The following is a 19,710-nucleotide window of genomic DNA, read 5'->3' as shown; positions in this document are numbered from 1 at the left end:
AATTGCAAATGAGTTTTTATGCTATTCAGAAGAGGGATTGTTGGATTAAAATTGTCAACCTGGTTAGACAAAAGATTGGAGATTGGTTATGGACCCATGCATACTTGATCACAAACAACCATGAAGATTTGCAAGAGGAATTCATTAACTCCGATGTAAAGATAGTTCGTTCATTAAGTAATATAGAATACAACAATAAAAAATATGTGAATGAAGATATAGATGCTAGATGGATAGTATTTGGTATCAAACGAGGCTAGAATCGTATCTGATGCCTTTAATTTAGAAGGAAAAGTTATCATAATTGATTATAAGAGTCATATATTATAAAGAATTTTCTAAAATTTTCATTGACAATAGATTTCTAAAGTTGTAAATTAAGAATCAACAAAATAACTTTTTTCTTATCCAGAGAGGTGGAGGGACTGGCCCTATGAAATCTCAGCAACGGACGATGTACCGTGCTAATTCCAGAAGCGTATGCTTGAAGATAAGAAGAGTGCATGGACATATCGCCAACCTCTTCTTATCAAGGAGAGGTTTTTTTGTTTTAAAAAAATGATGAGGTGATGGATATGTCAACAGAATTAATCAATGCACTACAAACGTTAAAGGAAAAGAAATGGATTGATTTAACACATACTTTTGGAGCAGAAACACCACGTTTCAACGCATTTAAAGGGTTAGAAAAAACAACTCTATTTTCACATGATGATGGCTTTTTTGCTCAGAATTTTGCATTTGCTGGACAGTATGGAACACATTTAGATGCACCTATTCACTTTGTTCGTGATGCTCGTTATTTAGAAGAATTAGATTTAAAAGAGCTTGCATTGCCCCTTGTTGTAATAGATCATTCTAAAGATGCAGCAGAAAATCATGATTTCACCATTGCAGTTGAAGATATTTTGAAATTTGAGGCCGAACATGGAGAAATTGAGGCAGGTACATTTGTTGCTCTTCGTACGGATTGGAGCAAACGTTGGCCTGATGTTGAAGCATTTAATAACTTTGATGCAGATGGAAATCCACATGCACCAGGATGGTCAGTAGATGCACTTAAGTTCTTGTTTGAAGAGCGTCATATCAAAGCAGTAGGGCATGAAACTTTTGATACGGATTCTAGCATTTTATACCGTCAAAACAATGCATTACTAGGTGAACTATATGTATTGGAACAAGATACATATCAAGTAGAGTTGCTTACTAATCTAGACCAGCTACCTGCAAAAGGGGCTGTCATCTTTAACATCGTTCCTAAACCTGAGAAGGCTTCTGGCTTCCCAGTTCGATCATTTGCTATTCTGCCTTAAATATTCATCTAAAAAATACTAGCAAATGAATAATTGAAACTGAAGGTGAACTCTTTGGATATTAAAATTGATGATTTATCAAGAGATGAAGTTAAAGCGTTGTTGGAGGAGCATCTTCAAGGTATGGCACTAAATTCTCCACCAGAAAGTATACATGCGTTAACTATCGAGGAATTGAAAAAAACAGAAATTACTTTCTGGAGTGCATGGGAAGGCGGTGCATTAATTGGTTGCGGAGCACTAAAAGAACTGGATGCACACCATGGTGAAATAAAATCCATGCGTACTTCTTCATTATACTTACGGAGAGGCGTTGCAGGGCGTATGCTTGAGCATATTATTGAAGAGGCTAGGCACCGCAATTATAAGCGTTTAAGTTTAGAAACAGGTTCAATGGAGGCTTTTGAACCCGCAAAGAAGCTGTATTTGAAAAATGGGTTTCAATATTGTAGGCCATTTTCTAATTACATTGAGGAGCCGAATAGTGTATTTATGACATTAGAGTTATAAGTATATTGATTAATCATTCTATTAACAAAAAGATTAAATAAAAAACAATAAGAGCATGTTTTGAATAATCTTCATTCAAAACATGCTTTTTCTTTTTGTTCTTCTATATTTTAGTTGGACAATACAAGGCACTCTTTTTAATATTAAGAAAGCTTTGCAGAACAGCGAATAGCAGCAGCAATGGTTTTTATTTTTTGCTCATTTGCTATTAATGCTTGTTGAGCTTCTTCTAATGTTACTAGTTCGAAATGAATTTTAGCACCTGTTTGTAACTGTGCAAGGCTAGCTAAATCAGCAGTAATGACTTGAACCATTTTCGGGTAACCACCAGTTGTTTGGCGATCAGCCATTAAAATAATCGGTTTACCACTAGGTGGGATTTGAACGGTACCAAACGTAACAGCCTCTGATAATAATTCGAATTTCTCTGTCAAAGATAATGCTGGTCCCTCAAAGCGGTACCCCATACGATCAGCCTCTGTAGAAAGCGTGTAGGAGTTGTTTGTTAAGCACTGCTGACTTTCAGTGGTAAAACTATCCCACTCAGTACTAGGCATCACTCGTATTGTTTGTTGTTGATTTAATGAGATTAATTCGTTGTAATTTACAGACCACGAAGCAGGACCTACTAGTTGTATTGCATATTGATGTATTTCTTTATTTTTTTTAGTATAAGGTCCGATAATTACTTCATCCTGCTTTTGTAATGCTCTGCCTTCAAATCCGCCCATGCCCGCCTTTAAATATGTACTTTTACTATTCATTACAGTAGGAACTTGAATACCGCCAGCAAAGCTTACATAAGCACGACAACCTTTGTGGGCTCTTTTAAACTTTAATACGTCTCCTTTTTTCACAATAAATGGACGCCAAAGTGGTGTTGGTTCGTTATTAATCGTTGCAGTTAAATCTCCACCTGTAAGTGCAATTAGGTGGTCATCATTAAATTGTAATACAGTCCCAAATAATGAAACCTCAATTACGGCTTCACTTTCTAGGTTACCTACAAGAATATTCGCAATTCTTAATGAATAAGCATCCATAGCTCCACTAACGATGACTCCATATTTTTGTGACCCGAATCTCCCTAAATCTTGGATGGTAGTTAATAAACCAGGTTTAACGATTGTAACTGTCATGATCTTGTCTCCTTCAATTGTTTGTATTCTTTTTCTGATATTGGTTTAAAGCGAATACAATCACCTGCTTGTAAAAGAGAAGGAGGTGTTTCATTTGGTAAAAATAAATCGAGTGGTGTACGACCGATAATTTGCCAGCCACCAGGTGTTTCAAATGGATAAATTCCCGTTTGTTTACCTGCAATCCCAACCGAAAGTGCGGGAATGGCAAGTCTAGGTGTTTCTTTTCGAGGTGTTGCTATAGCTTCATTCATGCCTCCCATAAAAGCAAAGCCAGGTGCAAAACCAAGCATATAAACAAGACACTCATTCGCACTATGTAATTGAATGACTTCATCAGTCGTTAAGCCATTGATTTTGGCTACATATTCTAAATCTGGGCCGTATTCACCACCATAGACAACGGGAATGTCAACTACTCTTTGCGTGTGTTGTTTAACTGTTGTCATTTGAGTGATCAGTTGTTGCACATACTGACATACAAAGCTATATGATGTTACATTTCCATTAACCTTAAAAAGAGTGTAAGGATTGTAGTAGATTGTAATATTTGTATATGCTGGAACAGCTTCAATAAAACCTTCAAATGGCTGTTCCTCAAGCAATGATGCTAAATTTTGTAAGATAGTACAGTTCGATGGATCAATCGTATTTCCGATTTGAACCATCACTGCTGAATCTCCTAAAGGTTTAAATTTCACATGTTTAAATTCTTCTCCCATAGTGTACAACCCCTCATTTTGCGTTTTAAACATTATAATCATATAGATACATAAAGGTAAATGACAAGTAAGATATTTACATTTGATAATTCACTATAGTGAGAAAGTTCAAAAATAAATGTTTTCAGAATAATGATTTAGTGATAATATAAATTTTGTGTTAGAAAAACTGACATTAAATTGATTTTCAATTAGTAAGGGGCTGAGAAAATGTTTCGTGTAGACTTGAATTGCGATTTAGGAGAAAGTTTTGGTCAATACAAACTAGGGGAACAAGAAGAGATTTTAAATTATATTACTTCAGCTAATGTAGCATGTGGTTTCCATGCCGGAGACCCAACAGTGATGAGGGAAACTGTTAAAATGGCTATTGCAAAAGGGGTAAAAATTGGTGCTCATCCTGGATTACCAGATTTAAATGGCTTTGGACGTCGCCCAATGCAAATTACTCCTCAAGAAGGCTATGACATGGTCGTATATCAAATTGGTGCACTACAAGGGTTTTTATCTACTTGTGGAGAGAAAATGCAGCACGTAAAACCTCACGGAGCTTTATATAATATGGCTGCGAAAGACCAGGCATTATCTGAGGCTATAGCACAAGCTGTCTATGATGTCTCACCTGAACTTGTGTTATTTGGATTAGCTGGAAGTGAGTTAACGAAGGCAGGAGAAAAACTTGGTCTCCAAACAGTTCATGAAGTATTTTCTGATCGTACATATCAAGCGGATGGATCACTTACTTCACGTACACAATCAGATGCTTTAGTAACAGACGAAGAACAATCTGTAAATCAAGTCGTAACGATGGTCAAAGAAGGCTATATTGAGTCTCAACAACAAACGAAAGTATTATTGCGAGCGGACACTGTTTGTATCCATGGGGATGGAGTACATGCTCTTGCATTTGCAAAATATATTCGAAACACATTGGAGAAAAACAACATCAACGTTCAAGCATTTCACGTATAAAAAGGGGTTTTCATATGACAAAGGTTAACTTAGATCAAGGGCAAGGGAGAAAGAAAGTAGGACGCAGCGTCTTATTAGGAGCTGCTTTCCTTATGGCAACATCAGCGATTGGACCAGGGTTTTTAACACAAACGACGGTCTTTACACAACAATTAGGTGCTAGTTTTGCCTTTGTTATTTTAGTTTCACTTATTTTAGATGTCTTTGCTCAAATGAATGTTTGGCGTATCATCGCAGTATCAGGTATGCGTGGTCAAGAGATTGCCAACAAAGTACTTCCTGGTTTAGGTATTGTATTAGCCATCATGATTGTTATTGGTGGTCTAGCATTTAATATTGGTAACGTTGCAGGAGCTGGTCTAGGATTAAATGCTATGCTCGGCTTAGATCCGATTACGGGTGCAGTAATAAGTGCAATTTTTGCAATTTTCATTTTCCTTGTAAAAGAGGCAGGTAAAGCGATGGATAAGGTTGCACAAGCAGCTGGCTTTATCATGATTTTACTAATGATGTACGTTGCTTTTACAACATCGCCTCCAGTTGGTGATGCATTAGCTAATACATTTACACCTGAAAAACTGGATATTTTATCAATCGTAACTTTAGTTGGAGGAACAGTTGGTGGTTACATTGTATTCGCCGGTGGCCACCGCTTACTTGATGCAGGTGTTAAAGGTATAGAATCTTTACCAGATGTAACAAAGAGTTCTGTAACGGGTATTGCTGCTACAGGTATTATGCGTGTAGCTCTGTTTTTAGCAGTATTAGGTGTTGTACACCAAGGTTTAGCAATTGACCCTGCTAACCCACCGGCTTCTGTCTTTAAATTAGCTGCAGGTGAAATCGGTTATCGTATGTTTGGTGTTATTATGTGGGCTGCAGCTATTACTTCTGTAGTAGGTGCTGCATATACATCAGTATCATTTATTCGTTCATTCCATCCATTAATTGAAAAATATCATAACTGGGTAATTATCGCCTTTATCGTTGTATCAACTATCACATTTGCATTCGTTGGTAAACCTGTGAAAATTCTAGTTTTAGTAGGAGCAATCAATGCAATAATCTTACCGCTTGCACTTGGTACGTTATTGATCGCAGCATATAAAAAAGATGTTGTTGGTAATTATAAGCATCCGATGTGGTTAACCATCCCTGGTATTTTTGTTGTAGTTGTTATGGCTGTACTTAGCGTTCGTACACTTATTATCGAATTACCAAAACTATTTAGCTAGTGAAAAAGAAAGGGGAATTGTGATGACACAATACGATACGATGACTCCAGATGCTATTCGAGCATTAATTCGAAATGGTGAATTGACTGGACCAACAGCAGGTATGGCTAAAGGCTATACGCAAGCAAACTTAGTGATTTTAAAGAAAGAGTATGCTTATGATTTCTTATTATTCTGTCAACGCAATCCAAAATCTTGTCCACTAGTAGATGTATCCGATATTGGGTCATATACACCTAACTCTATTGCATCTGATGCAGATATTCGCAAAGATATTCCGAGATATCGAATATATCGTGATGGTGTTTTTACTGAAGAAGTAACCGATGTTACAGATTATTGGGAAGATGATATGGTATGTTTCCTACTAGGATGTAGCTTCACTTTTGAAACACCACTTCTTGCAAGTGGTATTCCAGTAAGACATATAGAAGAAGGCTGTAATGTACCTATGTATAAAACGAATATCCCATGTGAAAAAGCAGGTATTTTCGAAGGCCCAATGGTTGTTAGTATGCGTCCTATGAAACATGCCGATGCAATCCGAGCTGTACAAATTACTTCTCGCTTTCCAGATGTTCATGGCGCACCGATTCATATCGGAGATCCAAGCCGAATTGGGATTACAGATGTAAATACTCCTGATTTTGGAGATGCTGTAACGATCAAAGAAGATGAGGTTCCGGTATTTTGGGCTTGTGGTGTTACGCCTCAAGCTGTAGCGATGGAAAGTAAACCAGCTATAATGATTACGCACGGACCAGGCTGCATGTTCATTAGTGATTTAAAAGATGATAATTTAAGCGTACTTTAAGTTTTATAGCGCCCTCAAGTTAGAAACATAACTTAAGGGCGCTTTTTTATATATCTTTAGCTTATTTTATGCCACTAAATCCACAATCTATGTCCAATATTTCAAGTATAAAGTGGTGAACCACTTTATACTTGAAATTAGCTTGCTCAGCGCCAAATGGGATGCCACCTCTAACTTGTTCTAGATAACGTTGAATTACATCTTGTAGTTGCCAGTTTGTTGTTTTTAAAGGTATTCCTTCTTTTACCCCTCAACCTAAATGAGTAAATAGGGTTCCTCTTAGCTACTTCGGAAATAAACCATCATAGCATTAATTACCATTTATTATAATTTAATGTTTTTATACAAAAATAATACTTATTTCTTTAGTTTACATAATAATATTATGTAATCTAAACTCTATACTTTCAATTTTTTAAATGAGAACGTATTATTATAAAAGCAACTTATTTTTAATATGTTGTGATTCTTCACAAAGGAGATTGTTATATGAATGATAAGCGATTTAAGATTGCGCATCGTGAAGCCATCATTGGGGTGATTCTTGTAATCATCAATTTTAGTATTTGGTTTGGCTTTGCTTATGGGATGGGATCAGGAGATCCGTCTTCTTATACATATGTACTTGGTTTTCCAGCGTGGTTTTTCTATAGCTGTATTGCAGGTACTATTTTCATGGTCATCCTTATAATTTTCGTCATTAAATTCCTCTTCAAAGATGTGCCATTTGACGATGAGGAGGGTGAACACAAATGATACATTGGCAAGTGATTATTCCATTAGTTGTTTTTCTAGTAGTTATTTTTGGAATTGGGATATGGGCGAATCGCCAAGTCATGCAATCAAATTCGTTCTTGCAAGAATATTTCCTTGGCGGACGTGAAATGGGTGGCTTCTTACTTGCGATGACAATGATGGCCACTTACGGAAGTGCTGGTAGTTTTATTGGTGGACCAGGTGTTGCCTATAATACAGGCCTCGGTTGGGTACTTTTGGCCATGGCACAGTTACCAGCAGGTTACTTCGTTCTAATGATTCTCGGTAAAAAATTTGCAATTATTGCACGTAAATATCAAGCAATAACACTAATTGATTTTTTACGAGAACGATATCAAAGCAAAATAGTTGTCATTGTATCTGCAATCAGTATTATTTTATTTTTATTTGCTTCTATGGCAGCTCAGTGGATTGGTGGAGCGCGATTAATTGAGTCATTAACAGGCTTAAACTATTCTACTGCATTGTTTATCTTTGCAGGTGCTGTATTAATTTATGTGATTATTGGCGGTTTCCGTGCAGTAGCATTAACAGATGCAGTACAAGGTTCTGTAATGGTCATTGGGACAGTTATTTTACTTGTCGCTACGGTTATTGCTGGTGGTGGAATATCGAATATCATGAGTGATTTAGTAGCTGAAAATCCAAACCTTGTATCTCCTTATGGGGCAGATCGTAGTTTAACGCCATTATATGTTTCGACATTTTGGATTTTAATTGGGATAGGTGTTATTGGCTTACCTCAAATTGCCGTTCGTGCCATGTCATATAAAAACTCAAAAGGCATGCATACAGCCATTATCATTGGCACAATTGCACTTGCTACAGTTATGTTTGGCATGCATTTAATCGGTGTACTAGCACGTCCAGTATTACCAGGCGTAGAAATAGGCGATAAAGTGATGCCTTTACTAACGCTAAAAGTATTACCCCCTTATTTAGCAGGAATTGTTCTAGCTGCTCCAATGGCGGCCATTATGTCTACCGTCAATGCTTTACTTATTTTAGTAAGTTCAACTGTGGTAAAGGATATTTACTTAAACTATATAAAACCAACTGCATCAGATGCACAGATTAAAAAAGCAAGTTTCTATGTGACTACAGTTATTGGGATAGCAGTGGTACTAGTAGCTCTACGTCCACCAGATTTACTTATTTGGCTGAACTTATTTGCTTTCGGTGGATTGGAATCTGTATTCTTATGGCCGGTTGTATTTGGTCTCTACTGGAAAACAGGAAACAAATACGGTGCAATTGCATCGATGATTATCGGGATTTCATCTTATATCTACATTGATCAAATAATGCCAAGTGTATTAGGTATGCATACGGTTACGTTGCCGATTATCTTATCTTTAGTAGCATTTGTTGTAGTAAGTCTTGTTACGAAGGACAAAGTTAAGACTGGGACATCGATTATTTAATATAAAACACCAAACTTTCAATTAAAAAGTTTGGTGTTTTTATGTTGAAAAAACGGTAAATATTTTTTGATGAATCAATTGACAGATAACTCTGGCTGTTATATAGTAATAAAAAATAATTAATTTGTTATATAACAGGAGGGTATCCACATGGAAATGTATAGAGAAGGTTATGAAACGTATTGTCTAGCTTGTGAAAATTATGGTATGGAGTCGATGAATTTTTATCTTTACGTGAGAAACTTAACAGTAGAGCAGTTAAACGCATTCAATCAACATACGAAGGGAAGCGATGATTACGAAGTCTGATGCCATAGTAATTTTATAAAAACCCTACCCTTTGCTAAAAACAGGTAGGGTTTTATTATGTTTTTATTGTTTTAATACGAAAAAGTCTGAATTTTAATACAATAAAAAATATTAATTTACATTCTAAAACTTTTATGAAATACTTTAGATTAATAGACAATTAAATAGTTCTTATAAGAGTGCTTATGTTGATCATAAGCTAAAAGGGAAATCGGTGTAAATCCGATGCAGCCCCGCTACTGTAAGTGTGGATGAAATTGTTGCAAACCACTGGTGCATGTATAATGCGCTGGGAAGGAACAAGAGTAAATAGATACACAAGCCAGGAGACCTGCTTTTATAATGTAGTTTCAATCTTCGAGGGGGAGATTTGGAGCATCGAAGGCCTTTTTGTATATAACTGTACATTTTTCTGGCATTTCGCCGTCCAAAATCTCTTTGCATTGTGTAAAGGGATATTTTTTTGCCCTTTTACATTTTTTTGTATCCTTTTGAAGTGAAAACTACTAATAATTCACAAAAAGATATGGGGGATTTCAACATGTACAAAAGTAAATGGGTAAGAAAATGGGCAGCACCAATCGGTATGGCAAGTTTATTAGCGTTTTCACAACTACCAGGACAATTGTCGACAGTAAACGCTGCAGAAAATACGTCAGCGACAGTTCAAGTACCAGCGAAAGATGTCAGTTATAAAAACGTTCTAAATTCAACAGCGGCATTTTTACTACAACAAGTGCCGAATCCATCATTTGGTGATGAAGACTACGTAACTGATTTCGCTCGTGCTAGCGTACCAGTTCCATCTAAATACTATGAAACTTATTACAATAATCTAGTCAAAGAGGTTAAAAGTAAAGATGGCAAAATCTCTGAAGACGTTGGTAAATATTCAAAAGTCATTATTGCACTAACAGCAATCAACAAAGATCCACGTAATATTGGGGGATATGATTTAGTTAAGTCTATGTATGATACATATTTAGCTACAGAAAAAGCAGAAAAATTAACTAATGGGAATAAATTTCATTTCTTAAATGCTATTGATACGAAAAATTATGATTTATCAACGGAATCGAAATATGCAGAGATTACAAGAACTAAATTAGTAAATGATTTAGTAAAAGATCAATTTGAAGATGGATCATTTGCGTGGGCTCTAGATTATGGATCTGATAAAGATTCAACATCAATGACGGCTACGGCTTTAGCACCTTATACAAAGGATGACAAGGTAAAAGCAGCAGTTGAAAAAGCAAATGATTATTTAGGTAAAGAACTAGGTGAACAAGGTGGTTTCTACTCAGAGTGGGCAAAAGGTGACAGCCCTGAAACGGTATCTCAATTCATCATCAATTTAACGTCTAATCAAACAAATCCAAAGACGGATCCACGTTTCGTCAAAGGTAATGGTAACTGGGCTGTTTCTAACCTAGTAAGTTTTGTAGATAGTGCTACAGGTGGATTAAAAAGCGGTTTATCACTTAAAATTCCAAACTTAATGTCTTCAGATCAAGGATTACGTGCACTTGCTGCATATGACCGCTTTGTAAAAGGCAAAAACCGTATTTATGATATGTCTGATGCTGCAGAGTCACTTAAATTTGACATTACAGCACCTGAAGTAGCAACAGCTAATAAAGTTAGTGATCAAACAACAATTGTTAAAGGCAAAGCTGAAGCAGGAGCGAAAGTTACGATTTATAACGGCTCTAAGCTACTAGCATCAACTACTGCATCTACAAAAGGCACATACTCTTTAACAATCAAAAAGCAAAAAGCTAATTCAACATTGAAAATTTATGTTACAGATGCATCTAAAAATAAGAGCAAAGCATTCACATTAAAAGTAGCTGATAAAACGGCTCCTAAAGCACCATCAGTTAAAAAAGTAACAAAGTCGACTAATAAAGTGACTGGTACAGCTGAAAAAGGTGCAAAAGTGTATGTACTAAAAGGTAAAACGTCTATCGGTAAAGGTACTGTAAATAGTAAGGGGCAATTTACTGTTAAAATTAAAAATCAAAAGGCTAATACTAAATTAACAGTCTATGCCAAAGACAAGGCTGGTAACAAAAGTAACGTGACAAAAGTAACGGTTAAAACGAAATAACTTGAAATATATAGGAAGGGTGTTGGAGTTTATCTCCAGCACCCTATTCCCATCTATAAGAAGAGGTGCGATATATGAAAAAATTAATACCATTATGGCTAATGATGATTCTCTCATTGATCATTATCACTGGCTGTAAGATTCAATCAGTTGAAGAATATAATAATCAAACTGAGCAAGAACAAAGTGTTTATGGAGCAAGTGAGACTAAGGTAATCGTTAAAGGAGATAAAGGTGAAGAATCAACAAAGGAAGAAATAGAAAAGGATTCAACAATAGATGCTGAAAAGCCAAATAAAGAAGAAGAGAAAAAGACAGAAACAAAGCAAAAGGAACAAAAAAATGAAGCAGAGGTAACGCCAAAAAAAGATCAACCAACTAGCACATCTAAAACTGAATCAACACCAACTTCGAAAACACCTAGTAACGATACTTCGACTAGTTCAAATAAAGAGAAGCCAGATAAAAGTCCAGCTCCATCTAAGGATAAATCACCGTCAAAAGATCAAAAGCCAGACAAAGATAAAAAACCCGAAAATAATAACGTCGCTCAAAAGCCAAGTAAGCCTAATAAAGAAGATGAAAAGAAAAAAGAATATGTGACCATCTCCATTAGTGCTACAACATTGCTGACACATTGGGATATGTTAAAACCTGCATTACAAAGTGAAAAATACGTCCCAAAAAACGGCGTTATTTTAAAGTCAACTAAATATGAAATCTTAAACGAAGATGAAACGGTTTGGTCTATTTTAAGACGTGCGACAAATGAACATGGTATTCATCTTGAGTATGAAGGAGCGGGTGAAAATCAATATGGGTCGGTCTATATTGAAGGCATGAATCATTTATATGAATTTGATGCAGGTGATCTAAGTGGCTGGATGTATTCTGTAAACGGTCAGTTCCCTAGTTATGGGGTTAGCGCAGTTACTGTGAAAAATGGAGACAATATTCAATTCCAATACACTGTTGATCTAGGTCGCGACATAGGTAAATAATGATTAAAGAGGAGTACTATGCATCATGAAAGCATTTGAAACGTATCACCCCATTGTCCTTTTCGCATATTTTGCATCTGTCATCGGACTTTCCATGTTCTATATGCATCCAGTTTATTTACTCATTACATGTATTGGAGCAATTACATTAAGTCTATTACTGAATAGAAAATCATTTGTTAGCGGCTTAAAATTTTTCGTGCCGATGTTTTTTATCGCTGCAATTATTAATCCACTTATTAGTCATGATGGGGAAATCATTCTATTTTACATAGATTATAATGCTATAACATTAGAGGCTATTGTTTATGGATTTGCGATGTCGATTATGATCTGTTCAGTCATTTTTTGGTTTGGTTGTTATAACGTTGTAATGACATCCGATAAATTTCTTTATTTATTCGGTAAGGTATCTCCCGCACTAGCGCTGGTCATTTCATTAACATTACGTCTTGTCCCGCGTTTTAAACATCAAATTACTATTATTTCACATGCACAAAAAACAATAGGCATGGATATTTCAGCCGGCAACCCATGGCAAAGAGTAAAAAGCGGGATTCGCATTATCTCCATTCTTATAACTTGGGCGCTTGAAAATGCAATTGAGACGGCTGATTCGATGAAAGCACGTGGTTATGGCTTGAAAAACCGTTCCACATTTTCATTATTCGTTTTTGAAAAAAGAGATGGTTTTTTGCTCGGGATCATATTAACACTTCTTTTAACGAATATTATTGGCAGTTACTTTGGTATGACGACGTATTATTTTTATCCAACGTTTACTGAATTAGCTTTAACTCCAATTAGCATAGGACTTTATATTTCTTATGCTAGTTTACTAGTAATACCTATTGTGATTGAAATTCGGGAGGCAATTAAATGGCGCTCATTGAAATACAACATGTAAATTTCCAATATCCAGATAAACACGAGCGAGTATTAGATGATATCAATTTAATAATTGAAGAAGGTGAATTTGCTGTTCTTTGTGGTACATCTGGCTGCGGTAAAAGTACGTTATTAAAACATTTAAAAAGAGAGATAGCTCCTCATGGAGATAAATCAGGGACTATACTTTATGCGGGTATTGCATTGGCCGATTTACCTGATCGCGTGGCAGCTTCTGAAATAGGTGTTGTTATGCAAAATCCAGAAAATCAAATTGTCACTGATAAAGTGTGGCATGAGTTGTCTTTCGGTCTAGAAAATTTAGGATTAGACACGATGACAATTCGACGTAGAGTGGCTGAAATGGCGAATTTCTTCGGTATTCAGCAGTGGTTTAGAAAAAGTACGATGGAATTATCAGGCGGCCAAAAGCAACTGCTAAATCTTGCAGCGATTATGGCAATGCAACCCAAATTATTGATTTTAGATGAACCGACATCTCAGCTTGATCCAATTGCGGCTACGGAATTCATCGGTACTTTGCAAAAGTTAAATAAAGAACTTGGATTAACAATTATTCTTGTAGAACATCGCTTAGAAGAGGTTTTCCCAATAGCAGATCGCGTTGTGGTCATGGAAAAAGGGCGCATTATTTGTAATGATTCCCCGCAGGATGTTGCACAGCAATTAAAAGCATTCGATGCCTCTCATCCAATGATGCTAGGCTTACCAACACCAGTGCGTATTAATAATGCATTGCAAATCAATGATATTGTTCCACTAACCATAAGAGATGGTCGAAATTGGCTAACAAAGCACTTTACTAATGAATTACGAGCTTTAGAAAGTAATTTGAGTTCAGAGATTCCACCTGATGACATTGTCTTGGAAGTTAAAGAAGCATGGTTCCGTTATGAAAAGAATGCTCAAGATGTATTAAGAGGTTTCTCCATGCAAGTACGTGCTGGGGAGATTGTTAGTATTTTAGGGGGGAACGGTACAGGGAAAACAACTGCACTAGGTGTAATGTCAGGTTTATATAAACCGTATCGAGGAAAAGTCTTCATCAATGGTAAATCCATTAAAAAGTTTTCAAATGGCGAATTGTATCGAAATAATTTAGCTGTTTTACCACAGGACCCATTAACACTACTCGTTGAAAAGAAAGTACAACTTGAATTCGATAGTATAATAGACGTCTTAGGCATCTCAAAAGAGGCAGCCAATGTACAGTTGAATGAAATTATCACAACACTTAATATCGGACATTTATTAGATAGTCATCCATATGATTTGAGCGGGGGAGAACAACAAAAAGTTGCTTTAGCAAAAGTCTTGTTACTAAACCCTAAAATAATCCTTCTAGACGAACCTACAAAGGGCATTGATGCATATTCTAAGGAAATATTCGCCGAAGTACTACAAGCGCTTAAAAAGCGTCGTGTGGCCGTTGTAATGGTTACACATGATATTGAGTTTTCAGCGCAATATTCTGACCGTTGTGCAATGTTCTTTGATGGCAATATTGTTTCTGAGGATGAACCAAAACTGTTTTACAGTGGAAATAATTTTTATACAACTGCAGCGCATCGAATGTCGCGTCATTTATATGATTTTGCAGTGACAAGTGAGGACGTGATTTCGTTATGCAAGCAAAATCAACAGCTCGAGCAGACAACTACTCCCGTAAACGTCTAATTTTCTCCAGTATCATCATTTTTGTAGTTATTCCAATCGTCATGCTTATTGGAGTGACTATCTTAAATGATCGTAAATACAATCTTATATCTATGATTATCGTATTATTAGCATGTGTGCCATTCTTTGTTTCATTTGAAAGAAGAAAACCACAAGCACGAGAAATTTTAACGATAGCTGTTATGTCGGCTATTTCCGTTGCAGGTCGTGCAGCATTCATTTGGATTCCAGCTTTCAAGCCAGTGACGGCCATTACAGCCATTACCGGATTTGCTTTCGGAGCGGAAGCAGGTTTTCTTACAGGAGCGACATCTGCCATAGCATCGAACATCTTTTTCGGACAAGGTCCTTGGACGCCATTTCAAATGTTTACATGGGGAATCCTTGGTTTTATCGCTGGTCTATTAGGACAAAAAGGTTGGATGAAAAGTAAAATAGCACTTATTATTTATGGGGTTTTTGCTGGAATAATGTATTCCTTCTGTATGGACATTTGGACGGTCATTTCTTATGATGGATTGTTTTCTTGGAAAAGGTATTTAATTGCAATGTCAACAGCTATTCCGTTTACGATTGTCTATGTAGTATCAAATGTCGTTTTTTTACTCGTTTTAGCCAAACCGATTGGTGAAAAATTAGAACGAATAAAAGTGAAATACGGGATGTTGAACAACTAGAAAAGAACAAGAACTGTTTCGAAAGTCGTAAATCTAGACTTTTAAAACAGTTCTTTTTTTGATACAGCTTGCTTTCAATTTCAATCAGCATTCTTCGTTTTCTAAGTCTGTTTCGATATCAATGACAGACTTAATGAACAATCGAACATCCGGACTCGAAGATCTTTTTTGCTTATAAAAAGGATAAGATAAACATTGCTGGAATTATGTTGAAAATCGCAATTCTTCCAGTAAGGAGGGTTACACGTATTCTTTACTTATGAAACACGTAATCTTCATAGAGCTAAAAATATATTAAATTTGTGAAAGTCTATTAAGTAGAATAAAATATACATAATATTAGACTTTATGCTAAAAAAATGAAGAAAGGGGGTCTCATAACAGTGAAGAAGAAATTATGGAAAAATATTAGTATTTCATGTCTTGCTTTAACAGCTTTATGGACCTTATCCGATAACCATCAATCCGCTTACGCTGAAGAAGATACAATCAATGCGTTGATCTCATATAAGAATGAAGAAGGTAAGCAGAAGGTGTTAGGTGACGTGGAAGATGTCAATGAAGTACTGCATAACGTGGAAATGGTTGAGGCAACTTTAACTGAACAGCAATTATCTGAACTAAAAAAAGATCCGAACATTGAATTTGTTGATACAAAAGAAGCACCTATGACTTTAGCTGATTTGGATACACCGGTTCAACCTTTGTTAGTACCTACTTGGAATCTAAGTTTAATTAATACACCTGTAGCATGGGATAGCGGTATTTTTGGCAATAAAGTAAAAGTAGCAATTATTGATACAGGGATTAACCTCATTGATGATTTGCCAAATGTTGCGAGAAGAGTATCCTTTGTAAGGGATATGCCAGAAACAACCATTAAAGAATCAGACAATGTGGATCGTGGAGGTATAAGAAATAATGGTCACGGTACATCAGTAGCTGCAGTCATTGGAGCGAGAGTTGGTGGCTATTTAAAAGACCAAAAAACAAGTGATGTTATTGGGGTTGCACCAAATGTTCAATTGTATTCCTTGAAATATGCGGATGGCACAACGAGTGGGACTACAACAGAAATCGTCAAATCAATTGACTGGGCAATTGCAAACAAAATGGACATTATTAATATTTCATCTGGATTATATATTGATGTACCTGCACTACGAAATGCTATTCAAAAAGCTTATAACGCCGGTATTTTAATTGTTGCATCAGCTGGAAATGATGGCAATGACAGAAATGTTACGTATCCTGCAAGATATAGTCAAGTTATTGCCGTTTCATCTGTTAGTGCTAAACAAAAGATTAGTTCGTTCTCAAATACAGGGTCATCAATGAATCTTACTGCTCCAGGTGAAGCTGTACCAACGATAAATAAGGATGGCAAATTGATTTATGCTAGCGGTACTTCCTATGCAGCTCCTCATGTTACAGGGATTCTCGCACTATTAAAACAACAATATCCATTTTTATCAGCGAAAGAATTACGTGCAAAATTAGATGAACAGGCAATTGACCTTGGTATAACAGGTATTGACAATTTATATGGGCATGGTCTAGTTCAATACCCACAAGCCGAAGACTCAGTCATTGAAGATTTGGTTGATCCTCAAATTGAAAAAGTAACCGATCATACAGCGACTGTTAGTTTTTCATTACCAAATGATACGAACGTTAAAAAAGTAGCCATTTTTTTAGATGATAAACTAGTAACAACCACTACTTCAAATAAATATACAATGAAAAAATTACAGGCTTCAAAAGACTATAAGATTACTTTGAAAGTTGTAAGTCGAGACGGAAGATCATCCAATGGTACAGACCTGCAATTGCATACGTTAAAGGACATCAGCCCCCCTGCTGAGGTGACAAAATTAATAGCTTCATCAATTAAAATTAATGCTGCAACGATTAATTGGAGAAAGCCGTCAAGCGAAGACTATAAACAGTCTAAAATATACGTAAATAATAAAAAAGTGGCTACGACGAAAGAATCTACATATACAATACGTAATCTGAACCCTAGTCAAACGTATAAAATCGAAGTGAAAACAGAAGACGAATCTAAAAATATATCGAAAGGTGTAGCAATCATCATTCAAACACCTCTGAAGAAAGTCTTACATTCACCTTCAGTAAAAAAGGTATCTGATCGGAGTATAAATGTAAGCGGTACTGCCGAAGCAAATACGACTTTTTTAATTTATAAAGGCAATAAAAAAATAGCTCAAGCTACTGTCCAATCAAATGGTAGCTATATTGCTGCTATAAAAAAACAAGAGGCTAATAGTCAATTAACCGTCTATATTACAGATAAACAAGGCAATTCGAGCCCAGTAAAAAGATTGACAGTTATAGATAAAACGGCACCAGCTAAGCCAAAAGTAAATAAGGTAACAAGTCACTCAACAATCATAACGGGTACTGCTGAACCGTTTTCAATAATTGAAATGAATAAAGGGAAAACGATATTGGCTAAAACCGAAGTGAAATCTTCAGGTAAATTCACTTTGAAAATTAAAAAGTTAAAGAGAAATTCAACTGTTTCTTTTTATGCTATTGATCAAGCACATAATCGTAGTAAAAGTACTTTAGTTAATGTGCAATCATAGAAAAAGTCGCCTCCATATAGGTCTCTTATCCTCTTAAACCGCTTAATCTAAGTGGTTGATAATAAAAGGGGAGGGGAGTATATATGGGGGTATATTTTTTGTTGAACATATGGACTAACGAGGTTTATAATAAATGTAAATAAAACTATTAAATGGAAGGTGTTGTATATGAAAGAAAAAACGTTTCAACAAACTGTTGGCTTTAGCATTAGGGACACTGTAGCACTATATTGGCTATTCAAAACACAACAAACGGAATGTTATTCTGTTGAAATACATAAAACCTTTCAAAATAACTTCCCCGGACGCCCAGTTGGCTATGAATATGTTGCACGCATTGCTAAACAACTAGAAGCAGATGGGGCTTTAAAAGTGAGACAAGAACAAAAACGTCTATTTTATCATGCTACTGATCTAGGTATTGAACGACTCCGCAGATATGAAAAACTTTATTTCCAGCAATTCCATGAAATCGTACTCGTATTGGATCGTTTTTATTACGCCTTAACAAAAAATGGGGAAAAACCAGAAGCACCTAACCATCCGCTTCCTGAAGAATTTCGTGCTTATTTCTCAAAACTTATATCAGTAAAGGATATCGTACGCTATTTGGCACTTAAACTAAGTCAAACAAGATCATCCTTTTATATGGCAGAAGTAGGTCAACAACTAGAAGATGTGTTTGGGTGGACTCCTTCAAACGGTTATTTATATCAAATCGCACGTGAAATGGAAGAAACGAATTTACTCGTAGGTTACTGGCCTGATGAAAGACGTACTATACGGAAATTAAAAGGAACAGACGCTGGGACGGCATTTTATGATGTCATTGCTAAATCATTAGAAGATAGAATAACAACGACTCGACATTACTTACGATATATGCTTGCATTTTTTCAAAACAAATCGGAATAGATAATGTTTATATATCTCCTTATAGGGAAATATACACTAGAACGTATAATATATAAGGAGTTGTTTTCTTTATGAATGATTTAAACGATAATATTCTGTCTATTTTAAAAGATAGTAAAGTTGGGACAATGGCTACAGTGCATAATAACAAACCGTATTCATGCTACATGACCTTTTTTAATGATGATTTGACTCTCTACACAGCAACAAGTAAAGAGACAACTAAATATGATACTCTGCACGAAAATCCTTTTACACACATATTACTTGGCTATGACGGTAACGGTTTTGGCGATGCCTATGTAGAGTATGAAGGAAAAGTCACTCAATTTGATGATGAAAGTAAGAAAACGAAGATTCTAAGTAAGCTATCAGGATTAATATTTGATAAACCTGAAGAAATGGTCATTTTGAAAATTGATCCTGAACGAATTACACTTCTAAATAAAAAAGGTGAGCCTCCGCAAGAGTTAGAAATTAAATAAAAAGATTAAATTGTTGAATTTATTATAAAATGAGTAACTTGATTGTATAAGCATAAACTCATAAAATCGCACATCATATGGAAATTACCATATTAAGGAAATGTGG

Annotated in this window: 18 protein-coding genes and 2 riboswitches; of the genes, 16 read left to right on the top strand and 2 right to left on the bottom strand. The window is 35.8% G+C overall.

The window, feature by feature from the left end:
- The first annotated feature begins 401 nt into the window (after positions 1-401).
- Positions 402-497: riboswitch (SAM riboswitch) on the top strand.
- Between the two features lie 78 nt (positions 498-575).
- Entirely contained in the window at positions 576-1,313 is a 738-nt protein-coding gene (locus tag MHH98_RS11575) for a cyclase family protein (protein ID WP_038181602.1), read from the top strand.
- A 54-nt stretch (positions 1,314-1,367) separates the two neighbouring features.
- A complete protein-coding gene (locus MHH98_RS11570) occupies positions 1,368-1,823 on the top strand; it encodes a GNAT family N-acetyltransferase (protein WP_038181604.1) in 456 nt (151 codons plus the stop codon).
- Between the two features lie 143 nt (positions 1,824-1,966).
- On the opposite strand, the gene MHH98_RS11565 is transcribed toward MHH98_RS11570, so the two are convergent.
- On the bottom strand, positions 1,967-2,962 hold the full coding sequence (locus MHH98_RS11565; protein ID WP_038181606.1) for a 5-oxoprolinase subunit C family protein: 996 nt from the start codon (positions 2,960-2,962) through the stop codon (positions 1,967-1,969).
- Positions 2,959-3,684: a 5-oxoprolinase subunit PxpB gene (pxpB, locus tag MHH98_RS11560; RefSeq protein ID WP_038181611.1), complete on the bottom strand. Its 726-nt coding sequence runs from the start codon at positions 3,682-3,684 to the stop codon at positions 2,959-2,961. Before pxpB ends, MHH98_RS11565 begins: the two co-directional genes overlap by 4 nt.
- A 210-nt stretch (positions 3,685-3,894) precedes the next feature.
- Here pxpB and MHH98_RS11555 point away from each other — a divergent pair, with 210 nt between their 5' ends.
- From MHH98_RS11555 to MHH98_RS11490, 14 genes are all read left to right on the top strand, one after another.
- On the top strand, positions 3,895-4,656 hold the full coding sequence (locus tag MHH98_RS11555; protein ID WP_038181613.1) for a LamB/YcsF family protein: 762 nt from the start codon (positions 3,895-3,897) through the stop codon (positions 4,654-4,656).
- A gap of 14 nt (positions 4,657-4,670) precedes the next feature.
- A complete protein-coding gene (locus MHH98_RS11550) occupies positions 4,671-5,891 on the top strand; it encodes an NRAMP family divalent metal transporter (RefSeq protein ID WP_038181616.1) in 1,221 nt (406 codons plus the stop codon).
- Between the two features lie 22 nt (positions 5,892-5,913).
- On the top strand, positions 5,914-6,705 hold the full coding sequence (locus tag MHH98_RS11545; protein ID WP_038181617.1) for a putative hydro-lyase: 792 nt from the start codon (positions 5,914-5,916) through the stop codon (positions 6,703-6,705).
- A gap of 489 nt (positions 6,706-7,194) precedes the next feature.
- Positions 7,195-7,461: a YhdT family protein gene (locus MHH98_RS11540; RefSeq protein WP_038181624.1), complete on the top strand. Its 267-nt coding sequence runs from the start codon at positions 7,195-7,197 to the stop codon at positions 7,459-7,461.
- The gene (gene panF, locus MHH98_RS11535) at positions 7,461-8,906 is read left to right on the top strand and encodes a sodium/pantothenate symporter (protein ID WP_179078258.1); all 1,446 of its coding nucleotides are present in this window, start codon (positions 7,461-7,463) and stop codon (positions 8,904-8,906) included. Before MHH98_RS11540 ends, panF begins: the two co-directional genes overlap by 1 nt.
- A 150-nt stretch (positions 8,907-9,056) precedes the next feature.
- On the top strand, positions 9,057-9,215 hold the full coding sequence (locus MHH98_RS11530; protein ID WP_038181633.1) for a hypothetical protein: 159 nt from the start codon (positions 9,057-9,059) through the stop codon (positions 9,213-9,215).
- Positions 9,216-9,375: 160 nt separating this feature from the next.
- Positions 9,376-9,568, top strand: a riboswitch (cobalamin riboswitch).
- A 188-nt stretch (positions 9,569-9,756) separates the two neighbouring features.
- Positions 9,757-11,328 (top strand): Ig-like domain-containing protein, encoded by a 1,572-nt coding sequence (locus MHH98_RS11525; protein ID WP_038181636.1) that lies wholly within the window; start codon positions 9,757-9,759, stop codon positions 11,326-11,328.
- Positions 11,329-11,402: 74 nt separating this feature from the next.
- Entirely contained in the window at positions 11,403-12,329 is a 927-nt protein-coding gene (locus tag MHH98_RS11520; RefSeq protein WP_051448621.1) for a DUF4430 domain-containing protein, read from the top strand.
- A gap of 25 nt (positions 12,330-12,354) precedes the next feature.
- Positions 12,355-13,236 carry an energy-coupling factor transporter transmembrane component T gene (locus MHH98_RS11515; protein ID WP_038181639.1) on the top strand — a complete coding sequence of 294 codons (882 nt, stop codon included), beginning with the start codon at positions 12,355-12,357 and terminating at the stop codon, positions 13,234-13,236.
- The gene (locus MHH98_RS11510; RefSeq protein WP_340712872.1) at positions 13,209-14,915 is read left to right on the top strand and encodes an ABC transporter ATP-binding protein; all 1,707 of its coding nucleotides are present in this window, start codon (positions 13,209-13,211) and stop codon (positions 14,913-14,915) included. The genes MHH98_RS11515 and MHH98_RS11510 overlap by 28 nt, the downstream gene beginning before the upstream one ends.
- Positions 14,864-15,592, top strand: coding sequence for an ECF transporter S component (locus MHH98_RS11505; RefSeq protein ID WP_076065046.1), 729 nt, complete (start codon positions 14,864-14,866; stop codon positions 15,590-15,592). Before MHH98_RS11510 ends, MHH98_RS11505 begins: the two co-directional genes overlap by 52 nt.
- A gap of 383 nt (positions 15,593-15,975) precedes the next feature.
- Positions 15,976-18,204, top strand: coding sequence for a S8 family peptidase (locus tag MHH98_RS11500; RefSeq protein WP_340712869.1), 2,229 nt, complete (start codon positions 15,976-15,978; stop codon positions 18,202-18,204).
- Positions 18,205-18,372: 168 nt separating this feature from the next.
- Positions 18,373-19,119: a helix-turn-helix transcriptional regulator gene (locus MHH98_RS11495; RefSeq protein ID WP_038181644.1), complete on the top strand. Its 747-nt coding sequence runs from the start codon at positions 18,373-18,375 to the stop codon at positions 19,117-19,119.
- A 71-nt stretch (positions 19,120-19,190) separates the two neighbouring features.
- The gene (locus MHH98_RS11490; protein WP_038181647.1) at positions 19,191-19,604 is read left to right on the top strand and encodes a pyridoxamine 5'-phosphate oxidase family protein; all 414 of its coding nucleotides are present in this window, start codon (positions 19,191-19,193) and stop codon (positions 19,602-19,604) included.
- The last annotated feature ends 106 nt before the right edge of the window (positions 19,605-19,710 follow it).

Source organism: Viridibacillus sp. FSL H8-0110, from assembly GCF_038003565.1.
Lineage (GTDB): Bacteria > Bacillota > Bacilli > Bacillales_A > Planococcaceae > Viridibacillus > Viridibacillus arenosi.
This window is presented reverse-complemented; position numbering and strand designations above follow the sequence as displayed.

Coding starts and splice junctions, on each gene's coding strand:
- MHH98_RS11575 (WP_038181602.1), top strand. CDS start 576: ATGTCAACAGAATTAATCAATGCACTACAAACGTTAAAGGAAAAGAAA.
- MHH98_RS11565 (WP_038181606.1), bottom strand. CDS start 2,962: ATGACAGTTACAATCGTTAAACCTGGTTTATTAACTACCATCCAAGAT.
- pxpB (WP_038181611.1), bottom strand. CDS start 3,684: ATGGGAGAAGAATTTAAACATGTGAAATTTAAACCTTTAGGAGATTCA.
- MHH98_RS11555 (WP_038181613.1), top strand. CDS start 3,895: ATGTTTCGTGTAGACTTGAATTGCGATTTAGGAGAAAGTTTTGGTCAA.
- MHH98_RS11550 (WP_038181616.1), top strand. CDS start 4,671: ATGACAAAGGTTAACTTAGATCAAGGGCAAGGGAGAAAGAAAGTAGGA.
- MHH98_RS11545 (WP_038181617.1), top strand. CDS start 5,914: ATGACACAATACGATACGATGACTCCAGATGCTATTCGAGCATTAATT.
- MHH98_RS11540 (WP_038181624.1), top strand. CDS start 7,195: ATGAATGATAAGCGATTTAAGATTGCGCATCGTGAAGCCATCATTGGG.
- MHH98_RS11530 (WP_038181633.1), top strand. CDS start 9,057: ATGGAAATGTATAGAGAAGGTTATGAAACGTATTGTCTAGCTTGTGAA.
- MHH98_RS11525 (WP_038181636.1), top strand. CDS start 9,757: ATGTACAAAAGTAAATGGGTAAGAAAATGGGCAGCACCAATCGGTATG.
- MHH98_RS11520 (WP_051448621.1), top strand. CDS start 11,403: ATGAAAAAATTAATACCATTATGGCTAATGATGATTCTCTCATTGATC.
- MHH98_RS11515 (WP_038181639.1), top strand. CDS start 12,355: ATGAAAGCATTTGAAACGTATCACCCCATTGTCCTTTTCGCATATTTT.
- MHH98_RS11510 (WP_340712872.1), top strand. CDS start 13,209: ATGGCGCTCATTGAAATACAACATGTAAATTTCCAATATCCAGATAAA.
- MHH98_RS11505 (WP_076065046.1), top strand. CDS start 14,864: ATGCAAGCAAAATCAACAGCTCGAGCAGACAACTACTCCCGTAAACGT.
- MHH98_RS11495 (WP_038181644.1), top strand. CDS start 18,373: ATGAAAGAAAAAACGTTTCAACAAACTGTTGGCTTTAGCATTAGGGAC.
- MHH98_RS11490 (WP_038181647.1), top strand. CDS start 19,191: ATGAATGATTTAAACGATAATATTCTGTCTATTTTAAAAGATAGTAAA.